Below are 17,438 nucleotides of genomic sequence, written 5' to 3'. Positions count from 1 at the left end.
TAATCCATTGTTGAAGGAGTTGAAAAAATCTCTTCCGCCTCAAAGATCATAGCCCGAAGCCACAATCATCGAACCAATGCCCAAATCAGTGAATACTTCCAGCAACAGGGCATGGGGCAAACGGCCATCAAGGATATGGGCTGCTCTCACCCCTTGGGCTAGGGATCGCACACAACAGTTGACTTTGGGAATCATGCCCCCCGCCACTATGCCGGAGCCAATCAATTCCCGCGCCTGTTGAATATCTAACTTGTGGATTAGGGTGGAGGGGTCTTGATAATCTCGCAAAATACCTCTGGTATCGGTGAGGAGGATTAATTTTTCTGCCCCTAGGGCCGCCGCCAATTCTCCAGCACAGGTATCAGCATTAATATTGTGGGCTTGACCGAATTCATCCGCCGCCACACTGGAAATGACGGGGATGTAACCGCTTTTTACCAAGGTTTCCACCACCCGGGCATCAACGGAACTCACTTCCCCCACAAAACCAACGTCTTTATTGGTCATGGTGCGGGCAGTCATTAATTGGCCGTCTTTGCCGCAAAGTCCCACCGCTTTGCCGCCGGCTTGGTTAATTAAGTTGACCAATTCTTTGTTAACCCTACCCACCAGCACCATTTCAACAATATCCATGGTGGCCGCATCGGTGACCCTTAATCCATCTTTAAATTGGGGTTGAATGCCTACCTTATCCAACCAAGTGTTAATTTCTGGCCCTCCGCCATGGACCACCACCGGGCGAATGCCAACGGAGGCCATAAAGACGATATCGCGGATCACCTTGTCTTTGAGGTTGCTGTCCTTCATGGCGGCTCCCCCATATTTGACCACCACAGTGCGGCCAGCAAAGTGTTGGATGTAGGGCAAAGCTTCACTAAGGATTTTGACTCTGGTGGCGGCTTCCTCGCCGATATAATCTTGGGTACTGCTCATGGCGATCGCTAGGTGAATGGTCGAGATGGGCTTTAGCTCCGGGGAGCAAAACTGCCTGTCAGTTTAAATGCTAAAGGCAATGTGAAAACTGTTCAGGGCTAACAGTTGCCTTGGAGGGGCGAAAATTTTTGGCCATGCCCTTGGGGATCGGGCCGGGTTATAGGTAATCAATCGGTGCAGCAGATGTACATGATGATTATCTCCTTCTATCCTGATCAACACGACAGGTAGATGGCGACAACGACTTGCCAATGAGGGGCACTTGACTGCAACTACCCTGGTCTAGCCTTTCAAGTTATCGTTCCAGACTTGTTCCGCATCCTGTAGGGCCTGGTCTACAGTTTTGTTGCCCACCATTGCCGCCCCAAGGTTTTCGTAGATGATGCGCTTGAGCTGATTGAGGTTGGCCATGGGGGGAATTAAAACCTCCGCTGTGGGCAATTGTTCCAATGCGACCCGACGGGCATTTTCCAAGGAACTGGCGTTGCTGATTTTTGCCAACTCTTCTCGATACTTATCGACGGCACCAATGGTTGAGGGTAAGACATTGGCCTGTTTGATAAAGGTAAATTGATTGTCCGTGTTGGTGACAAATTCGGCAAATTTAATTGCTCCGGTGGGATTTTGGGTGCTCCGGGGAATGACTAGATTCATCACTGCCACATTTCTTTTACCAGTTTCCCCGACAATTTGGGGCGCGGCCGCGGAAACTTTCGCAATGCTGGGGGCATTTTTTTCCAAACTAGCTAATAGCTCTGGCCCCGCTGATAAAAAGGCGATCGCCCCGGACTGATAAAGGTCTCCGGCCCGACGATGTCCTTCGGTTAAGACTTCCGGTGGCAGTAATCCCTGCTGATACAGATCTACCCAATATTGAAAGGCCACTTTGCCGGCGGGACTGTTAAAGGCGGCTCGGCCGTCATTGTCCACCAACCGCACTCCCATTTGCACTAGACTTTCTAGGGCCTCGGCGGAATCGGAGGGGGAAAAAGTGATGAAAAAACCATACTTACCGGTGGTTTCCCGAATTGCTTTGGCAGCCACAGCTAACTCCGCAAAGGTGGCTGGAGGGGCGGACAACCCCGCCTGTCGTAGTAGGTCCTGGTTATAGATGGTGATGCGGGTGGTGAGATACCAGGGGAAACCAAACACCTCCCCTTCCCTAAGACTGTTGGCTTGCCAAATACTAGGCAGATAGCGGGCCTTAACTTCGGGGCTCACCTCCTGTTCCAAATTGAGCCAGGCATTTTTACTGGCTAATAAAGAAGCAAAAGTGGGGTTGAGGTTTACTACGTCGGGGGCTGTGTTAGCCGAGACAGCGGTGAGAATTTTGCTCTCCATGGCATTCCAGGGAATATCCACCCAATTTACCTGCTCCGGTGGATTTTCTCTCTCAAAGGTACCAATCAATTCGTCAAAATACTGGTTAAATTTTGGTTGTAGTTGCATGGTCCAAAAGCTGACTTTCCCCTCCATGCTCTGGGGTTGCTTACCCTGGCAACTGATTAACCCACTGAGCAACAGTCCCAGACACGCAAACAGAAACCAACGTCTTGGCGATCGCCATCGGCACCATGAAACCATCGTAAAAGCTGGGGAAATTATAAAAAAACGGTGGGCTAGGAATGGGACTGCCATGGCCCCTCCATAAACCTAGCCAATTCTAGCTTGACCATAACTTTGACAGATTGTCTTTTGACTTTGTTTTGATCGCCTCCCATAATACCTTCGCGTCTTGAAGACTTTATCCTTGAAAGGAGAACTAATGTTTAAATTGTTCAACCAAGCTAGCCAGATTTTTTGGGGCATTGCCCTTCCCTGTCTAATTTTCCTGGGGGGTATTTTTTCCCTAGGTAACACCGCCTTAGCCGCTGACCTGGCCCATGGTAAAGCTATTTTTGCCGGCAACTGTGCCGCTTGCCACAATGGGGGGCTCAATTCCATCAACCCCAGCAAAACCTTGAAAATGGCCGACTTGGAAGCCAATGGCAAGAACTCCGTGGCAGCAATTGTTGCTCAAATCACCAATGGTAATGGAGCTATGCCCGGCTTTAAGGGTCGCATCAGTGACAGCGACATGGAAGATGTGGCGTCCTACGTGCTTGACCAAGCAGAAAAGGGCTGGTAGATATCCCAGTTTCTAATGGTTTGATCAGGGAGAATCGGGGGCTGGTGAGCGGAATGGGTCTCCCTGGCCCATTTCTTTGTCAATGCAATGGGAGCTTGTGGATAGCCATGTAACTGAGCAACCAATTAACCGCTGTGGCTCTGCGGGTGTGGCGGGGGGTGAACTCGCCAATTTTATAACCAGTAAAATCCAACTGTTCCTTGAGCAATTGTTTATTTTCCGGAGGAATGGACCGGGTCAATTTGACTGTGGGGGGACGATTTTCGATGAAATTGGGCGGTTCGGGATACTCCTGGGCCCAGCTTGACTCCACTTCTCCCAGTTCCCACCGTTGGCGATCGCCGTCGAATCGATAACCGAGATAATAGGCTAGGAGGGCGTTGACCACCTCATCACTGATTTCCTGGTGAATGATGGCCCAGAAGGTGGCTTTGTTGAGGGGAGGGAGATTGTTGGGGGTAACGGCAGCCATGGTCTGAAAGAAAATCGGCAAGTCTGGGGACAAATTCCCATGGTAGTTTTAACTGGCCATTGATGACTAAGCATCCCCACTACTCAATTGCTCACCTAACATTGCACAGGGCCAAGCCCAAACTTGCGCCACAGGCCTGCTGCTCCGCTGGGGTCAAATTTGCTTCCCTCAGGTCTCGGCGGATTACCCGGCCATTATGGCCCAAGAGAAACCGGGGTAAGGATTCCAGTCCCACAGGGCTCAAATCCTTCATATCGTAGGTGGTGTATTGCACTTGATCCGGTTGATCAAACGTGACATCTAAAATGGTTAACGTCTTCGGCGATCGCCGTTCTTGGCCAATTAAAACTCTGGGGCCTGCCCCCAAAATACCAGTGTGCAGTAACTCTAAATTACCCCGCCGGCCAGGATAGTAAGCGTGTTGGTGACCGCTGATATAGGTATGGACTTGGTACTTTTCCAACAAAGCCCTTAACTGTTCAGCATTGGCCATCACTTCCCCCGGTTTATTGCGACCTTCCGCCACACCATAGAGGGGTAAATGCCCGATCGCCATTCGTAACTTGGCATTTTGGGCCGGGGCACTGGCCAGGGCCCTTTCCACCCAAGCCAATTTTTCCGGGGGAATCCGGTGGGTTGACCCATCCCACACCAGAAAAAAAACACCATTTTGACTAAAGGTGTAGTAAAAAGGAAAATCACTTTTATCCAGGAAAGTTATGCCTGGATCATGGGCTGGGTTACGCCAATAACGAGCCGCCAACTCCCGTTCATTTTGGAAACGAAAACGACGATTTTGATCCAGGGCACCGGAAGCATCGTGGTTCCCTAGGGTAAAACCAAAGGGAATCCTGGCTTGCCGCAGGGGTTGGGTCACCACCCGGTCAAAGGCGTCCCACATCGCTTGAATTTGGGCACTGGTTAATTTGGGACTCTGCCCCGCCACCATGTCCCCACTACAAAGAACAAGGTCTGGTTGCAAATTGGGGATAAGCTCCAACGCTTTGTGTACCTCTGGCTCATAGCTGGTAGAACCATAGGCGCTGTTGAGGTCACTAATCACGGCCATGCGTAAGTCCCCCCTGAGCGGAAGAGTTTGTCCCAGACCCACTGATCCCCCTGGAGAAGTCAACCACGACCCGGTAATGATCCCAACAAAAACGGCGATCGCCAGGAAACAGAAAGCCCACCTCCTTAGCTTGAGTTTGTTATCATCGAAAAAGTCACGAAAATGTAAAGTTTTGTAACGCACAGGCAACTCCCCTTGAACCTTTCTCCGGCCGTTTCCCCTTCCCTTGCTTGGCATTCACTGGACTTACTCTGGCAGGGGGATCAACACGACGTTAGGCATGGTCTGCCCCACAGCATCCTGCCCCCCCCATGGCAAATCCTCATCCTTGGGGACGGTTCCCCCACCAGGCACCTGCAACTACTCACCGGGGAGAAGACAGAGGTAGATGTGATTGACATGGCCCCGGTGGGCCCCAGGGATGACGGCGCCCCCCCCCAAATTAACACTGTACCCAGTCCCCATCTGCGGCGACAGGTGTGGCTGAGGACCCAATCTGGTCAAAGGCTAGCCTATGCCGTTTCCTGGTGGGATGCCAGCCATGTGGACGAATATTTGCAAAATCGCAATTTACCCATCTGGGACAGCCTTTCCCGATTGCATACCGAGTTGTATCGGGATATCCAGGCCATATACTGTGGCCACAACCGTGCCTTAGCCGATGCCTTTGGCCAGGAAGGGCCTTTTTGGGGTCGACATTACCTTTTCTGGCATGACCGTAAACCCCTAACCCTAATTTACGAAATTTTTTCTCCCTACCTATCCCGCTACCTGGGGGAATTGCCCAGGGCGAAATTCCAGTAAAGTTTCAGCCAGGAATAGGTAAAACTGCAGCCTATTTATTCATGGCACGCAACATCCAAGCCGTCTTCTCATGGACCCGCATCCGGTCCGAAGCCAAGGCAATGGTGGATTCATCATCAGCGGGTTGGGAAAACTTGAGCACATCCCGACAGGACTGGACAATGGTTTCGTGGCCCTTGGTCAAAATGTCGACCATTTCTTTGCTGGTGGGGATGCCATCCACTTCTTGAACAGAACTCAGCTTGCTAAATTCCTTATAGGTGCCGGGGGCAAAAACATCCAAACTGCGGATACGTTCAGCAATGTCATCCACCGCCAGAGCCAACTCATTGTACTGTTCCTCAAACATGAGGTGTAGGTCGCGGAATTGGGGGCCGGTAACATTCCAGTGGAAGTTATGGGTTTGTAGATAAAGGGTGTAGGTATCGGCCAACAGTTTTTTCAGGGACTCTGCAATTTTGACGCGGTCCGCTTCAGGAATGCCGATATTAATCGTAGCCATACAGGAATATCTCCATTTAACAAAATTTAACACAGTACCATTTTAACGAAATTTGCGCGTCAGCGAAAGAATGCTTGTTCTTACACCTCCGAGGAGATGCCCTGGCAGGAAAATTAGTTTGACGGGGGTTCCCTTTATGGCTATGATGGTTAATCGCGGTCAAAACTGGATATTAGATCGAGTAATATCAAAACGTTAAACTGCTATTTTTGAAGACCCCCTGCAGATACTGGAATGCCATAGGGTTTCTAAGTCTGACCAGGAACTAGGGTTATCCACCTTCTGGGCCCATGTAGGACTAACTCTCCCTACCGCTAGGACACAAGGTGGTCTCTCAAGCCAAGCTTGATTGAAACGCTCCATCGACGTAACTAAATCAGTTATTTATCGGGCTCAAAGCCATTGACCAGAGGCATTTGTCTGGGGTCTCTGCTTTATGTCTGGAGTGTTTCCTGTTTGTTTATTCACATTAATTATTTAGTGCAGAGGGTTGACCGTGTCTATCGGTATTTTAGGAACTAAGCTGGGCATGACCCAGATATTTGATCAAGAAAGCGGCATTTCCATTCCTGTGACGGTGGTGCAAGCCGGGCCCTGTCCCGTTACCCAGGTTAAAACCCAGGACACTGATGGCTACAATGCCGTACAGGTGGGTTTTTTGCCCGTTAAAGAAAAGGCCTTGTCCAAACCCGAACTGGGCCATTTGAAAAAATCCAACACTGACCCTGTCCGCCATTTGAAGGAGTACCGTTTGACGGAAGCTCCCAGTCTACAGGCTGGGGATGCGGTCACAGCGGACATTTTCCAAGCTGGAGACCTGGTGGATGTGGCTGGCCAGAGCATGGGTCGCGGTTTTGCCGGTTACCAAAAGCGCCACAATTTCCGTCGGGGTAACATGACCCACGGTTCTAAAAACCACCGCTTGCCCGGTTCCACTGGGGCTGGTACCACCCCTGGTCGGGTCTATCCCGGTAAAAGAATGGCCGGTCAGTATGGTGCGTCCCAGGTTACGGTGCGCCGTTTAACGGTGGTGCGAGTGGATGCGGAACGGAACTTGCTGATCATCAAAGGGGCCCTGCCCGGTAAGCCCGGCACTCTTTTGAATATCACCCCCGCTAAAACCGTTGGTCGGGGCTAGGTTGCCTTTTCTATCCGTCACTGCTGAAGGAACAAAACTATGGTTGATTGTATTGTAAAAAACTGGCAGGGGGAGGAGGTAGGTAATGCCTCCTTGACCCTCAAGGTTGCTAAGGAAGAAAATGCGGCCCACATTGTTCACCGGGCCTTGGTGCGACAACAGAATAATGCTCGTCAAGGTAATGCCTCCGCCAAAACCCGAGCTGAAGTCCGGGGGGGCGGTCGCAAACCCTGGAAACAAAAAGGTACTGGTCGGGCCCGGGCGGGTTCGATCCGTTCTCCCCTCTGGCGGGGTGGTGGGGTAATCTTTGGTCCCAAACCCCGGGACTATAGCCAAAAAATGAACCGCAAGGAGCGGCGTTTGGCCCTGAGAACGGCGATCGCCTCTAAGGCAGAAAGCTTTGTGGTGGTGGAAGCCTTTGGGGACCAGTTCAGCCAACCCAAGACTAAAGAGTTGGCTACGGCCTTGACTCGCTGGGGTGCTAAACCTGAAAAACGGGTGTTGTTAATCCTGGATGAAATTCCGGAAAATGTGTTTCTTTCTGGGCGCAACATTCCCTATTTGAAAATTTTACGGGCAGATAACCTCAATATCTACGACATCCTCGTTGCAGACACCATTGTGGCCACCGCCACTGCCCTCGAGAAAATCCAGGAGGTTTACGGTGAGTAAGGTAATTGACCAACGTCGTTTGGCGGACTTAATTATTAAGCCGATTGTGACGGAAAAGGCCACCCTACAGCTCGAAGACAATAAATATGTCTTTGACGTGCGCCCCGAAGCCACCAAGCCGGAAATTAAAGCGGCGATCGAGCTACTGTTTGACGTCAAAGTAACAGGCGTTAATACGGCTCGCATGCCCCGCAAACAAAAACGGGTGGGTCGTTTCATGGGTTTTAAAGCCCAAGTAAAACGGGCCGTTGTCACCCTCAAAGAAGGGGATAGCATCCAATTGTTCCCCGACGTGTAAGCCACGTTTAGACCACCACTGCATTAACTGTTATCTAAACCCATGGGTATTCGCAATTATCGGCCAATGACACCAGGAACTCGGCAGGCAAGTGTCTCCGATTTCACTGAAATTACTAAAAGTACGCCGGAAAAGTCATTAACCACTAACCGCCACGACCATAAAGGTCGCAATAATCGCGGGGTAATCACCAGTCGGCACCGGGGGGGAGGCCATAAACGCCTTTACCGGATTATCGACTTCAAACGCAATAAGCAAAATATTCCGGCCCGGGTAGCGGCGATCGAATACGATCCCAACCGCAATGCCCGCATCGCCCTGCTGTTCTACACCGATGGAGAAAAGCGCTATATCCTCGCCCCCGCTGGACTACAGGTGGGGATGACCGTGATTGCCGGGGAAGATGCTCCCTTTGAAGTGGGCAATACCTTACCCCTGAGCCGTATTCCCCTGGGTAGTGAAGTACACAATGTGGAATTGGTAGCCGGTCGGGGTGGCCAAATGGTGCGCTCCGCCGGAGCTTTTGCCCAAGTGGTGGCCAAGGAAGGGGACTATGTGACCATTAAGTTGCCTTCTAAGGAAGTACGCATGGTTCGGAAAGAATGTGTGGCCACCCTTGGTCGGGTGAGCAACGCCGAATTCCGTAACCTCAAACTTGGTAAAGCTGGTCGTAAGCGTCACCTAGGTCGTCGTCCCCATGTCCGGGGTAGCGTGATGAACCCCTGTGACCACCCCCATGGTGGTGGAGAAGGCCGGGCTCCCATCGGTCGTTCTGGCCCCGTATCCCCCTGGGGTAAACCGGCTCTGGGTGCTAAAACCCGCAACAAGAAGAAGCGCAGTAGTGCTCTGATTGTCCGTCGCCGCACCAAATAATTATTTTTGTTTTTATTCGTTGGAACTGAACTATGGGTCGTTCACTAAAAAAAGGTCCTTTTGTGGCAGCTTCCCTGCTCCGCAAAATTGACAAGCTCAATGACAAGGGGGATAAGCAGGTGGTTAAAACCTGGTCCCGGGCTTCGACAATTCTTCCCCAGATGGTGGGCCATACCATCGCCGTCCACAACGGTCGCCAGCATGTGCCAGTGTTTGTCTCTGAACAAATGGTGGGGCATAAGTTAGGGGAATTTGCGCCGACTCGCACCTTCCGCAGTCATTCTAAAAGCGATAAAAAAGCGCGTAAGTAACCAGAGGTAAGCAGTATGACAAAACTTGATACGACGGCCGAGGTCAAGGCGATCGCCCGTTACGTGCGGATGTCTCCCCTAAAAGTGCGGCGGGTGCTAGATCAGATCCGGGGGCGCTCCTACCGGGAAGCCCTCATCATCCTGGAATTTATGCCCTATAAAGCCTGTGAGCCGGTGCTAAAAGTACTGCGTTCCGCCGTGGCCAACGCTGAGCATAACGAAGGTTTGGAACCCACGGATCTAGTTGTTAGCCAGGCCTTCGCCGACGGTGGCCCCAGTTTGCGACGTTTTCGCCCCCGAGCCCAGGGTCGTGCCTACCAAATTCGCAAGCCCACTTGCCACATCACCGTTGCCGTTGCCCCGGCCTTGGCAGATAACTAACATCGCTGTTCACGTCACGCATACAAAACATGGGACAAAAAATACATCCAGTTGGCTTCCGCCTCGGCATTACCAAAGACCATAAATCTTGCTGGTATGCCGACCCCAAGCGCTACCCAGAGCTTTTGCAGGAAGACTACAAAATTCGTCAATATATTGAGAAAACCCTCAATAATGCTGGTATTTCTGATATCCGCATTGAACGTAAAGCCGAACAGATCGAATTAGGCATCCACACCGCCCGCCCTGGGGTAGTGGTAGGAAGAGGTGGCTCCGGTATTGAGCAACTACGTACCGGTCTGCAAAACCTCCTTGGGGGAGCCCGGCAGATTCGGGTCAACGTCATTGAAGTACCCAATGCTGATGCCGATGCGGCTTTGATGGCCGAGTACATCGGTCAACAGTTAGAGCGTCGGGTTTCCTTCCGCCGAGTGGTGCGCCAAGCATTGCAAAGGGCAGAAAGGGCTGAAGTTAAAGGTATCAAAATCCAAGTTAGCGGTCGCCTGAACGGGGCAGAAATTGCCCGGACAGAATGGGTACGGGAAGGTCGGGTGCCCCTTCATACTCTGCGGGCGGACATTGACTATGCCTATCGTACGGCCCTCACCACCTACGGCATTTTAGGTATTAAGGTCTGGATTTTTAAAGGGGAAATTATCCCTGGGCAAGAAGCGGCCGTGGTCGCTCCCCCCAGCCAACCCCGTCGCAAATCCCGTCGACAACAGTTTGATGACCGTTCCAACGACGGTTAAGCTCCATTCCTTTGGCGATCGCCAATCATTAACGCCTATTCGTTAACGCACTATGTTAAGTCCTAGAAGAACAAAATTCCGTAAACAGCAACGGGGCAGGATGCGGGGTCTAGCGGAGCGGGGCAGTACCCTCAACTTCGGTGATTTCGCCCTCCAGGCCACCGAACCCTGTTGGATCACCTCCCGGCAAATCGAAGCCGCCCGTCGAGCCATGACCCGTTACATCCGTCGGGGTGGGAAAATCTGGATCCGTATTTTTCCCGACAAACCCGTCACCATGCGTCCTGCTGAAACTCGGATGGGTTCCGGTAAGGGGTCCCCGGAATATTGGGTAGCGGTGGTTAAACCCGGTCGGGTCATGTTTGAACTAGCTGGAGTCTCCGAGGAAGTGGCCCGGGAAGCCATGCGCCTCGCCGCCCAGAAATTGCCCATTAAGACTAAATTTATTACCCGTCAGGAGGATTACATTTAACATGGCTCTTCCCAATATTGCGGACGCAAGGAAACTCGGCGACGAAGAACTGGGCACGGAAATCCTCGCTACCAAGCAAAGATTATTCCAACTCCGGTTCCAACAGGCCACCCGTCGTCCCGAAAATCCCCATGAATTTAAACATGCCCGCCATCGCTTAGCCCAACTATTAACGGTGGAAAGGGAACGACAACTTGAGAACAGTCCTTCCGAGGAGGAATAGAAACACCATGGCGATTAAAGAACGTGTGGGCATTGTGGTCAGTAACAAAATGGATAAAACCGTCGTTGTTGCTGTGGAAAGCCGTTCTCCCCACCCCAAGTACGGCAAGATTGTCGTCAAAACCAAGAAATTTAAAGCTCACGACGAAGAAAACCAGTGCCAAGAAGGGGACAAGGTTCGCATCCAAGAAACCCGCCCCCTGAGCAAAACTAAGCGCTGGCAAGTAATCAACATTATGAGCCATTCATCCTAGTCTGATTTTTTTAGGAAAACGCCGTGATTCAACAACAAACCTATCTCAACGTCGCGGACAACAGTGGGGCTCGCAAGCTCATGTGTCTGCGGGTTCTGGGCACGGGGAACTGCACCTATGGTGGTATTGGCGACCAAATTATTGCCGTGGTGAAGGATGCCCTGCCCAACATGCCGATCAAAAAGTCCGACGTGGTACGGGCGGTGATTGTCAGAACCAAACAGCCTTTGCGCCGAGCCAGTGGCATGAGTATCCGCTTTGACGACAATGCCGCTGTGATCATCAACGCTGAAGGTAATCCCCGGGGTACCAGGGTATTTGGCCCCGTGGCCCGGGAACTGCGGGACAAAAACTTTACCAAAATTGTTTCTTTGGCTCCGGAGGTGCTCTAAATGACTAAAACCAAACAAGCTCCCCACCGGGTGAAGATGCACGTCAAAAAAGGCGACACCATCCAAGTAATTTCCGGCAAAGATAAGGGCAAAGTGGGGGAAGTCCTGCAAACCATTCCGAGCCAAAGTCAAGTGGTGGTCAAAGGAGTTAATATCCGCACCAAGCATGTTAAACCCCGTCAAGAGGGGGAATCGGGGCAGATCAGTAGCTATGAAGCTCCCATCCATAGCTCCAAGGTGATGCTCTATTCCACTAAGGAAAAAATTGCTAGTCGCATTTGCTACACCGTCACTGACGATGGTCGTAAAGTGCGGATGCTGAAAAAAACGGGAGAAATCATTGACTAAAGGCTGGTGTAGTTGCCCCCTGGCCGACCCCAGACTTCAGCTTGATGTGCCCGGTTCATTTATTTCTCTGACCAAGCCCAGAGACCCTGTAAATACCATGACTCAACGACTTAAAACCCTCTACCAAGAAACCGTTCTTCCTAAGTTAAAGGAGGAGTTTGGCTACAAAAATATTCACCAAGTTCCCAAATTGACCAAGGTTACTGTCAACCGGGGATTAGGGGAAGCTTCCCAAAATGCCAAGGCTTTGGAGTCTTCCCTGGCGGAGTTGGCCACCATTACAGGGCAAAAGCCGGTAGTGACCAGGGCCCGCAAGGCGATCGCCGGTTTTAAAATCCGGGAAGGTATGCCAGTGGGGGTGATGGTTACCCTCCGTTCCGAGCGGATGTATGCCTTTTTGGATCGCTTGATTAACTTAGCGTTGCCCCGCATTCGGGACTTCCGTGGCATCAGCCCTAACAGCTTTGACGGCCGGGGTAACTATAGCTTAGGCATTCGCGAACAACTAATTTTTCCCGAGATTGATTACGACACCATCGATCAAATCCGGGGCATGGACGTTTCCATCATTACCAGCGCCCAAACTGACGAAGAAGGCCGTGCATTGCTTAAAGCTCTGGGCATGCCCTTTAGAAGTTAATTTAGTCGCGGCTCAGGGTGATTGATCAGTAACAAGTTTCCATCAATCCACCTGAATCATCATCCCTTAGGAGAATCTACCAGCAGGAATAATGGCTTCAACAGACACAATTTCCGACATGCTCACCCGCATCCGCAATGCCTGTGCGGTGAGACATAGCACTACCCAGGTGCCCACCACTAAAATGACCCTGAGCATTGCCAAGGTGCTCAAAAGCGAAGGGTTTATCGAAGACTATGCTGAAACCGGCGAAGGCATTAGTCGTACTTTAGTGCTCACTTTAAAGTACAAAGGCAAGACCCGCCAGCCCCTGATCAATACCCTCCAGCGGGTTAGTAAGCCCGGTTTGCGAGTGTATGCCCCTTCCAAAAAAATTCCCCGGGTGTTGGGCGGCATTGGCATCGCCATTGTTTCCACCTCCCACGGCATCATGACCGATAGGGAAGCCCGTCGCCAGGGCATTGGGGGCGAAATCCTTTGTTACATTTGGTAGTCCTGGTCGAAGGCTACTATTGTATTACTACTTAAACTTAACTTTACAGAATTAATCCTATGTCCCGTATCGGAAAACGCCCCATTCCCATCCCAGCGAAGGTCAGCGTAGATATTCAAGGCACCCATCTGAGTGTGAAAGGCCCCAAGGGTTCCCTGGCAAGACATTTACCGGAAAAGGTAGTTGTGGCCCAGGAAGGGGAAACCATCACCGTCACCCGCCAGGACGAGTCCCGCGCTGCCCGGGAACGCCACGGTCTGGTGCGTACCCTCGTTGCCAATATGGTGGATGGGGTGGCCCAGGGCTTTGAGCGTCGTCTCGAAATCCAAGGGGTGGGCTATCGAGCCCAGGCCCAGGGCAATAAGTTGACTCTGAATGTCGGCTATAGTAAGCCCGTGGAAATGACCATGCCCGCAGGCATTGAGGTCAAAGTTGAAAATAACACCCAGGTAATTGTCTCCGGCATTGACAAGGAACTCTTGGGGAATACAGCGGCCAAAATCCGGGCTGTGCGGCCACCGGAACCCTATAAGGGTAAAGGTATCCGCTACCAAGGTGAATATGTCCGTCGTAAAGCTGGTAAGACAGGGAAAAAATAAACCATGAAAAGTACTCGTAAATCTGCCACCCAACGTCGTCACCGTCGGCTGCGTCGCCACTTATCTGGTACCAGCGAGCGGCCCCGTTTGGCGGTTTTTCGGTCCAATGACCACATCTACGCCCAGGTGATCGATGACGTGGCCCAGCACACCCTTGCGGCGGCTTCCACCCTCGACCCCGATTTGAAAAAGTCCCTCAGTTCCAGCGCCACCCAGGATGCTTCCGCAGAGGTGGGCAAGTTGGTAGCCCAACGGGCGATCGCCAAAGGCATTAACCAAGTAGTTTTTGACCGGGGTGGTAAGTTGTATCACGGACGGGTAAAAGCTCTGGCGGAGGCGGCCAGGGAAGCCGGTCTCGATTTCTAACAACGTTAACCAAACCCATTAACATCCAAGGAAATTACTATGGCAAAGCGTCGTAAAACCAGCCGTGAAAAAAAAGAAGACACCAACTGGCAGGAACGGGTTATCCAAATCCGCCGAGTCAGTAAGGTGGTCAAAGGCGGTAAAAAACTTAGCTTCCGGGCGATCGTGGTAGTCGGTAACGAAACTGGCCAGGTCGGTGTGGGAGTGGGCAAAGCTGGGGACGTAATCGGAGCCGTCCGTAAAGGGGTGGCCGATGGCAAAAAACAACTGATCGAGGTGCCCCTGACCAAATCCAATTCCATTACCCATATCACCAATGGGGTTTCCGGGGGAGCCAAAGTGGTGGTTCGTCCCGCCGCCCCTGGTACCGGGGTAATTGCCGGTGGCGCTGTTCGTACTGTGCTAGAGCTGGCCGGAGTTAAGAATATCCTAGCTAAACAACTAGGCTCCAATAATCCTCTAAACAATGCCCGGGCTGCCATCAACGCCCTGGAAACTCTGCGCACTTTCTCGGAAGTGGCGGAAGAGCGGGGAGTTGCCGTGGAGCATCTCTACACCTAAGCCCAAGGTCCTAAGCCTTTGGTAGGTGAAAATTCCATCTCCTGTGAACTTAATTTTTGATATTAGCCATGAATTTGAGCGAACTCTCTCCCAATGACGGTGCTAAAAAACGCCGTCGCCGTGTTGGCCGGGGTATTGCGGCAGGGCAAGGCGCTAGCTGTGGTTTTGGTATGCGGGGCCAAAAATCCCGTTCCGGTACCGGTACCAAAGCTGGTTTTGAAGGGGGACAAATGCCCCTCTACCGTCGTCTGCCTAAATTAAAACACTTTCCCCTCTACAACCCTAAGCATTTTACTGTGGTTAACGTCGGTAAGTTGGCCGGTCTAGCCCCCAACACCGTGGTCACCCTGGAAAGCTTAATGGAAGCGGGTATTGTCACTAGTAACGACGGCCCTTTAAAAATCCTGGGCAACGGAGAATTAGCCGTAGCTCTCACCGTCCATGCTCCCTGTAGCAAAGCGGCCCAAGCCAAAATTGAAGCAGCCGGTGGCAGTGTGGTGGCGCAGGGCTAACAATGGTAACCAAAATCCTTCCCCATCGCCGGGGAGAAGGGGATAATAGGTTAATTCATTGTTTTGCTTCATCCCTCGCACTTTTACTCAGGTATAAATAAATGGTCGTAAGTCGAGACAAAGCCCCCTCTGCCCAGGAAACTTTCCTGCAGATGGCCCAAGCGGCTGGCCTTAGGGGTCGGCTGCTTATTACTATTGGGCTACTAATTCTAGTCCGGGTGGGAATTTTCATCCCGGTACCGGACATTGATCGCCAGGCCTTTAGCCAGGCCATCAACGATAACTCCGTTATTGGTTTTTTAAATATTTTTACCGGGGGTGGTTTATCCACCGTGGGAATTTTTGCCCTGGGCATTTTGCCCTACATTAACGCTTCCATCATCATGCAACTGCTAACAGCGGCCATTCCTGCCCTGGAAGATTTGCAGAAAAATGAAGGGGAAGCAGGGCGGCGGAAAATTTCCCAATACAGCCGTTATATTGCCTTTGGTTGGTGCATTATCCAAGGTTTGGGTTTGACCATTGGTTTACTGCGCCCCTATGCCAACAACTATGGCCCCCTATTTATTTTTCAAACGGTTTTAGCCATCACCGCCGGCTCCATGTTTGTGATGTGGATTTCGGAGTTGATTACAGAAAGGGGTATTGGTAACGGTGCTTCCCTGTTGATTTTTGTCAACATTGTGGCCACCCTACCCCAAACCTTGGGTCAAACCATTGAGTATGCCCAGTCCGGGGGCAGGCAGTCCATCACTGCGGTGGTACTGTTGATGCTGGTTTTCCTGGTCATGATTGTGGGTATCGTCTTTGTACAGGAAGGCACCAGGCGCATTCCGATTATTTCTGCCCGTCGTCAGGTGGGTAAAAAGCTCTATCGGGAGCGCACTAGCTATTTGCCCCTACGCTTGAACCAAGGGGGGGTAATGCCGATTATTTTTGCCTCCGCTGTGCTGATTTTGCCTTCTTCCCTGGCTGGTTTTGCCACTGGCAATGAAGGTTTAGGCGGGTTTGGGGAAATTCTCGTCCAAATTTCCAACGCTTTGCGCCCCGGTACTTGGGTCTATACCGTGGTTTATTCCTTGATGATTTTCTTCTTCAGTTATTTTTACGCCAGTCTGATTGTTAACCCAGAGGACGTATCAAAAAATCTGAAAAAGATGGGTTCTAGTATTCCTGGTATTCGCCCTGGGAAAAAGACTGAGCAATATCTAGAAGGAGTGCTTAACCGTCTCACCTTTTTAGGGGCAATTTTTCTCAGTTTTGTGGCTACTCTGCCCATTTTTGTGGAGCAGGCTACCGGAGTGACTACTTTCCAGGGTTTGGGGGCCACATCCCTGTTGATTTTGGTGGGGGTCGCCATTGATACGGCAAAACAAATCCAAACCTATGTCATTTCCCAGCGTTATGAAGGCATGATCAAACAGCCCTAGGGTGTCCTTGGGCATTGATGGGAACGAATTGGTAACGATGGATCGTGCATCAATGGAGCAATTTTGTTGATCACATCGTTAAACAAATGGTGCGGTTGGGGGAAGTTGGCACAGACATTTCCTTGACCGCTTTTTATTAGTAATTTTCTGGAGTTTTTAAGGACTATGGCCATGGCTAAAGGTTTAATTTTTCTAGGGGCCCCTGGCTCTGGTAAAGGTACCCAAGCGGTGGGTTTGGCGGACACCCTTGCTATTCCCCATATTTCCACTGGGGATATGTTGCGCCAGGCGATCGCCGATGGCACAGGGTTGGGGAACCAGGCCAAGGGTTATATGGATAGGGGAGAACTAGTGCCCGACCAGCTAATCCTGGGGTTAATTGAAGAGCGATTGGGTCATAAAGATGCCAAAGCTGGCTGGATTTTGGATGGCTTTCCCCGTAACGTTAACCAAGCAATTTTTCTCGATGAGTTGTTGGTTAATATTGGTCACCGCACCCATTGGGTCATTAACCTTAAAGTTCCCGATGAAGTGATTGTGGAACGCCTGTTGGCCAGGGGGCGGGCGGATGATAACGAAGCCACCATTCGTAATCGGCTGCTGGTTTACACAGAGCAAACTGCTCCCCTCATGGCCTATTACCAGGAACAAGGCAAACTTTATTCCCTCGACGGCAACCAGCCGGTGGAAGCCATCGCCGCCAGCCTAGAAAAACTGGTCAAACCCTAGGAAGAAAATGTCAAGCCAAGCATAGGTTGGCCAATGGAGCAACCTAGATTTGTTATGATTAAAAATGGCGCTTTTTTCGATATTTTA

Annotated in this window: 28 protein-coding genes; 23 read left to right on the top strand and 5 right to left on the bottom strand. The window is 51.3% G+C overall.

The window, feature by feature from the left end:
• Positions 1-39 precede the first annotated feature (39 nt).
• Positions 40-933, bottom strand: a complete 894-nt coding sequence (argB, locus tag IQ217_RS03685) for an acetylglutamate kinase (RefSeq protein WP_190596141.1) — start codon at positions 931-933, stop codon at positions 40-42.
• Positions 934-1,215: 282 nt separating this feature from the next.
• Positions 1,216-2,517, bottom strand: a complete 1,302-nt coding sequence (locus tag IQ217_RS03680; RefSeq protein ID WP_194018946.1) for an ABC transporter substrate-binding protein — start codon at positions 2,515-2,517, stop codon at positions 1,216-1,218.
• 181 nt (positions 2,518-2,698) lie between these two features.
• On the opposite strand from IQ217_RS03680, the gene IQ217_RS03675 reads away from it, so the two are divergent.
• Positions 2,699-3,061, top strand: a complete 363-nt coding sequence (locus IQ217_RS03675) for a c-type cytochrome (protein ID WP_190596137.1) — start codon at positions 2,699-2,701, stop codon at positions 3,059-3,061.
• Between the two features lie 79 nt (positions 3,062-3,140).
• On the opposite strand, the gene IQ217_RS03670 is transcribed toward IQ217_RS03675, so the two are convergent.
• The gene (locus tag IQ217_RS03670) at positions 3,141-3,533 is read right to left on the bottom strand and encodes a DUF1823 family protein (protein ID WP_194018945.1); all 393 of its coding nucleotides are present in this window, start codon (positions 3,531-3,533) and stop codon (positions 3,141-3,143) included.
• A 91-nt stretch (positions 3,534-3,624) separates the two neighbouring features.
• Positions 3,625-4,602 carry a metallophosphoesterase family protein gene (locus tag IQ217_RS03665; RefSeq protein ID WP_228023911.1) on the bottom strand — a complete coding sequence of 326 codons (978 nt, stop codon included), beginning with the start codon at positions 4,600-4,602 and terminating at the stop codon, positions 3,625-3,627.
• Between IQ217_RS03665 and IQ217_RS18785 the strand changes: the two genes are divergently transcribed.
• Both IQ217_RS18785 and IQ217_RS03660 read left to right on the top strand, forming a co-directional pair.
• Positions 4,601-4,780, top strand: a complete 180-nt coding sequence (locus tag IQ217_RS18785) for a hypothetical protein (protein WP_228023910.1) — start codon at positions 4,601-4,603, stop codon at positions 4,778-4,780. The two genes, IQ217_RS03665 and IQ217_RS18785, sit on opposite strands and share 2 nt — an antisense overlap.
• Before the next feature lie 17 nt (positions 4,781-4,797).
• Positions 4,798-5,406: a chorismate lyase gene (locus IQ217_RS03660; protein WP_190596132.1), complete on the top strand. Its 609-nt coding sequence runs from the start codon at positions 4,798-4,800 to the stop codon at positions 5,404-5,406.
• Between the two features lie 31 nt (positions 5,407-5,437).
• Here the strand turns inward: IQ217_RS03660 and IQ217_RS03655 are convergent, their stop codons facing one another.
• Positions 5,438-5,908 carry a Dps family protein gene (locus IQ217_RS03655; RefSeq protein ID WP_190596130.1) on the bottom strand — a complete coding sequence of 157 codons (471 nt, stop codon included), beginning with the start codon at positions 5,906-5,908 and terminating at the stop codon, positions 5,438-5,440.
• 496 nt (positions 5,909-6,404) lie between these two features.
• Between IQ217_RS03655 and rplC the strand changes: the two genes are divergently transcribed.
• The 20 genes from rplC (at position 6,405) to IQ217_RS03555 (ending at position 17,351) form a co-directional block, all read left to right on the top strand.
• Positions 6,405-7,046, top strand: coding sequence for a 50S ribosomal protein L3 (gene rplC, locus IQ217_RS03650; protein ID WP_190596128.1), 642 nt, complete (start codon positions 6,405-6,407; stop codon positions 7,044-7,046).
• A 39-nt stretch (positions 7,047-7,085) separates the two neighbouring features.
• Positions 7,086-7,718, top strand: coding sequence for a 50S ribosomal protein L4 (gene rplD, locus IQ217_RS03645; RefSeq protein ID WP_190596127.1), 633 nt, complete (start codon positions 7,086-7,088; stop codon positions 7,716-7,718).
• Positions 7,711-8,016, top strand: coding sequence for a 50S ribosomal protein L23 (locus IQ217_RS03640; protein WP_028947551.1), 306 nt, complete (start codon positions 7,711-7,713; stop codon positions 8,014-8,016). The genes rplD and IQ217_RS03640 overlap by 8 nt, the downstream gene beginning before the upstream one ends.
• A gap of 42 nt (positions 8,017-8,058) precedes the next feature.
• A complete protein-coding gene (gene rplB / locus IQ217_RS03635; protein ID WP_190596123.1) occupies positions 8,059-8,889 on the top strand; it encodes a 50S ribosomal protein L2 in 831 nt (276 codons plus the stop codon).
• A gap of 32 nt (positions 8,890-8,921) precedes the next feature.
• Positions 8,922-9,200: a 30S ribosomal protein S19 gene (gene rpsS, locus IQ217_RS03630; protein ID WP_010871975.1), complete on the top strand. Its 279-nt coding sequence runs from the start codon at positions 8,922-8,924 to the stop codon at positions 9,198-9,200.
• Positions 9,201-9,215: 15 nt separating this feature from the next.
• Positions 9,216-9,581, top strand: a complete 366-nt coding sequence (rplV, locus tag IQ217_RS03625) for a 50S ribosomal protein L22 (protein WP_190596121.1) — start codon at positions 9,216-9,218, stop codon at positions 9,579-9,581.
• 29 nt (positions 9,582-9,610) lie between these two features.
• Entirely contained in the window at positions 9,611-10,333 is a 723-nt protein-coding gene (gene rpsC / locus IQ217_RS03620; protein ID WP_190596119.1) for a 30S ribosomal protein S3, read from the top strand.
• Between the two features lie 52 nt (positions 10,334-10,385).
• A complete protein-coding gene (gene rplP, locus IQ217_RS03615; RefSeq protein ID WP_028947555.1) occupies positions 10,386-10,805 on the top strand; it encodes a 50S ribosomal protein L16 in 420 nt (139 codons plus the stop codon).
• Between the two features lies 1 nt (position 10,806).
• Complete coding sequence (gene rpmC / locus IQ217_RS03610) at positions 10,807-11,028, top strand: 50S ribosomal protein L29 (protein WP_190596117.1); 222 nt, start codon at positions 10,807-10,809, stop codon at positions 11,026-11,028.
• A 7-nt stretch (positions 11,029-11,035) separates the two neighbouring features.
• The gene (gene rpsQ, locus IQ217_RS03605) at positions 11,036-11,281 is read left to right on the top strand and encodes a 30S ribosomal protein S17 (protein WP_010871970.1); all 246 of its coding nucleotides are present in this window, start codon (positions 11,036-11,038) and stop codon (positions 11,279-11,281) included.
• A gap of 23 nt (positions 11,282-11,304) precedes the next feature.
• The gene (rplN, locus tag IQ217_RS03600) at positions 11,305-11,673 is read left to right on the top strand and encodes a 50S ribosomal protein L14 (protein WP_010871969.1); all 369 of its coding nucleotides are present in this window, start codon (positions 11,305-11,307) and stop codon (positions 11,671-11,673) included.
• Entirely contained in the window at positions 11,674-12,021 is a 348-nt protein-coding gene (rplX, locus tag IQ217_RS03595) for a 50S ribosomal protein L24 (RefSeq protein ID WP_190596115.1), read from the top strand. It abuts the gene before it with no gap.
• 97 nt (positions 12,022-12,118) lie between these two features.
• Complete coding sequence (rplE, locus tag IQ217_RS03590) at positions 12,119-12,661, top strand: 50S ribosomal protein L5 (RefSeq protein ID WP_190596113.1); 543 nt, start codon at positions 12,119-12,121, stop codon at positions 12,659-12,661.
• A 91-nt stretch (positions 12,662-12,752) separates the two neighbouring features.
• Complete coding sequence (gene rpsH, locus IQ217_RS03585; protein ID WP_190596111.1) at positions 12,753-13,154, top strand: 30S ribosomal protein S8; 402 nt, start codon at positions 12,753-12,755, stop codon at positions 13,152-13,154.
• Positions 13,155-13,213: 59 nt separating this feature from the next.
• Positions 13,214-13,753, top strand: a complete 540-nt coding sequence (gene rplF / locus IQ217_RS03580; RefSeq protein WP_190596110.1) for a 50S ribosomal protein L6 — start codon at positions 13,214-13,216, stop codon at positions 13,751-13,753.
• 3 nt (positions 13,754-13,756) lie between these two features.
• Positions 13,757-14,119 (top strand): 50S ribosomal protein L18, encoded by a 363-nt coding sequence (rplR, locus tag IQ217_RS03575; RefSeq protein WP_190596108.1) that lies wholly within the window; start codon positions 13,757-13,759, stop codon positions 14,117-14,119.
• A 39-nt stretch (positions 14,120-14,158) separates the two neighbouring features.
• Positions 14,159-14,680: a 30S ribosomal protein S5 gene (gene rpsE / locus IQ217_RS03570; RefSeq protein ID WP_190596106.1), complete on the top strand. Its 522-nt coding sequence runs from the start codon at positions 14,159-14,161 to the stop codon at positions 14,678-14,680.
• 68 nt (positions 14,681-14,748) lie between these two features.
• A complete protein-coding gene (gene rplO / locus IQ217_RS03565) occupies positions 14,749-15,192 on the top strand; it encodes a 50S ribosomal protein L15 (RefSeq protein WP_190596104.1) in 444 nt (147 codons plus the stop codon).
• Between the two features lie 101 nt (positions 15,193-15,293).
• The gene (gene secY, locus IQ217_RS03560) at positions 15,294-16,622 is read left to right on the top strand and encodes a preprotein translocase subunit SecY (RefSeq protein ID WP_190596102.1); all 1,329 of its coding nucleotides are present in this window, start codon (positions 15,294-15,296) and stop codon (positions 16,620-16,622) included.
• Positions 16,623-16,787: 165 nt separating this feature from the next.
• Positions 16,788-17,351: an adenylate kinase gene (locus IQ217_RS03555; RefSeq protein ID WP_190596100.1), complete on the top strand. Its 564-nt coding sequence runs from the start codon at positions 16,788-16,790 to the stop codon at positions 17,349-17,351.
• Positions 17,352-17,438: the final 87 nt, after the last annotated feature.

Source organism: Synechocystis salina LEGE 00031 (assembly GCF_015207985.1).
Taxonomy (GTDB): Bacteria; Cyanobacteriota; Cyanobacteriia; order Cyanobacteriales; family Microcystaceae; genus Synechocystis; species Synechocystis salina.
This window is presented reverse-complemented; position numbering and strand designations above follow the sequence as displayed.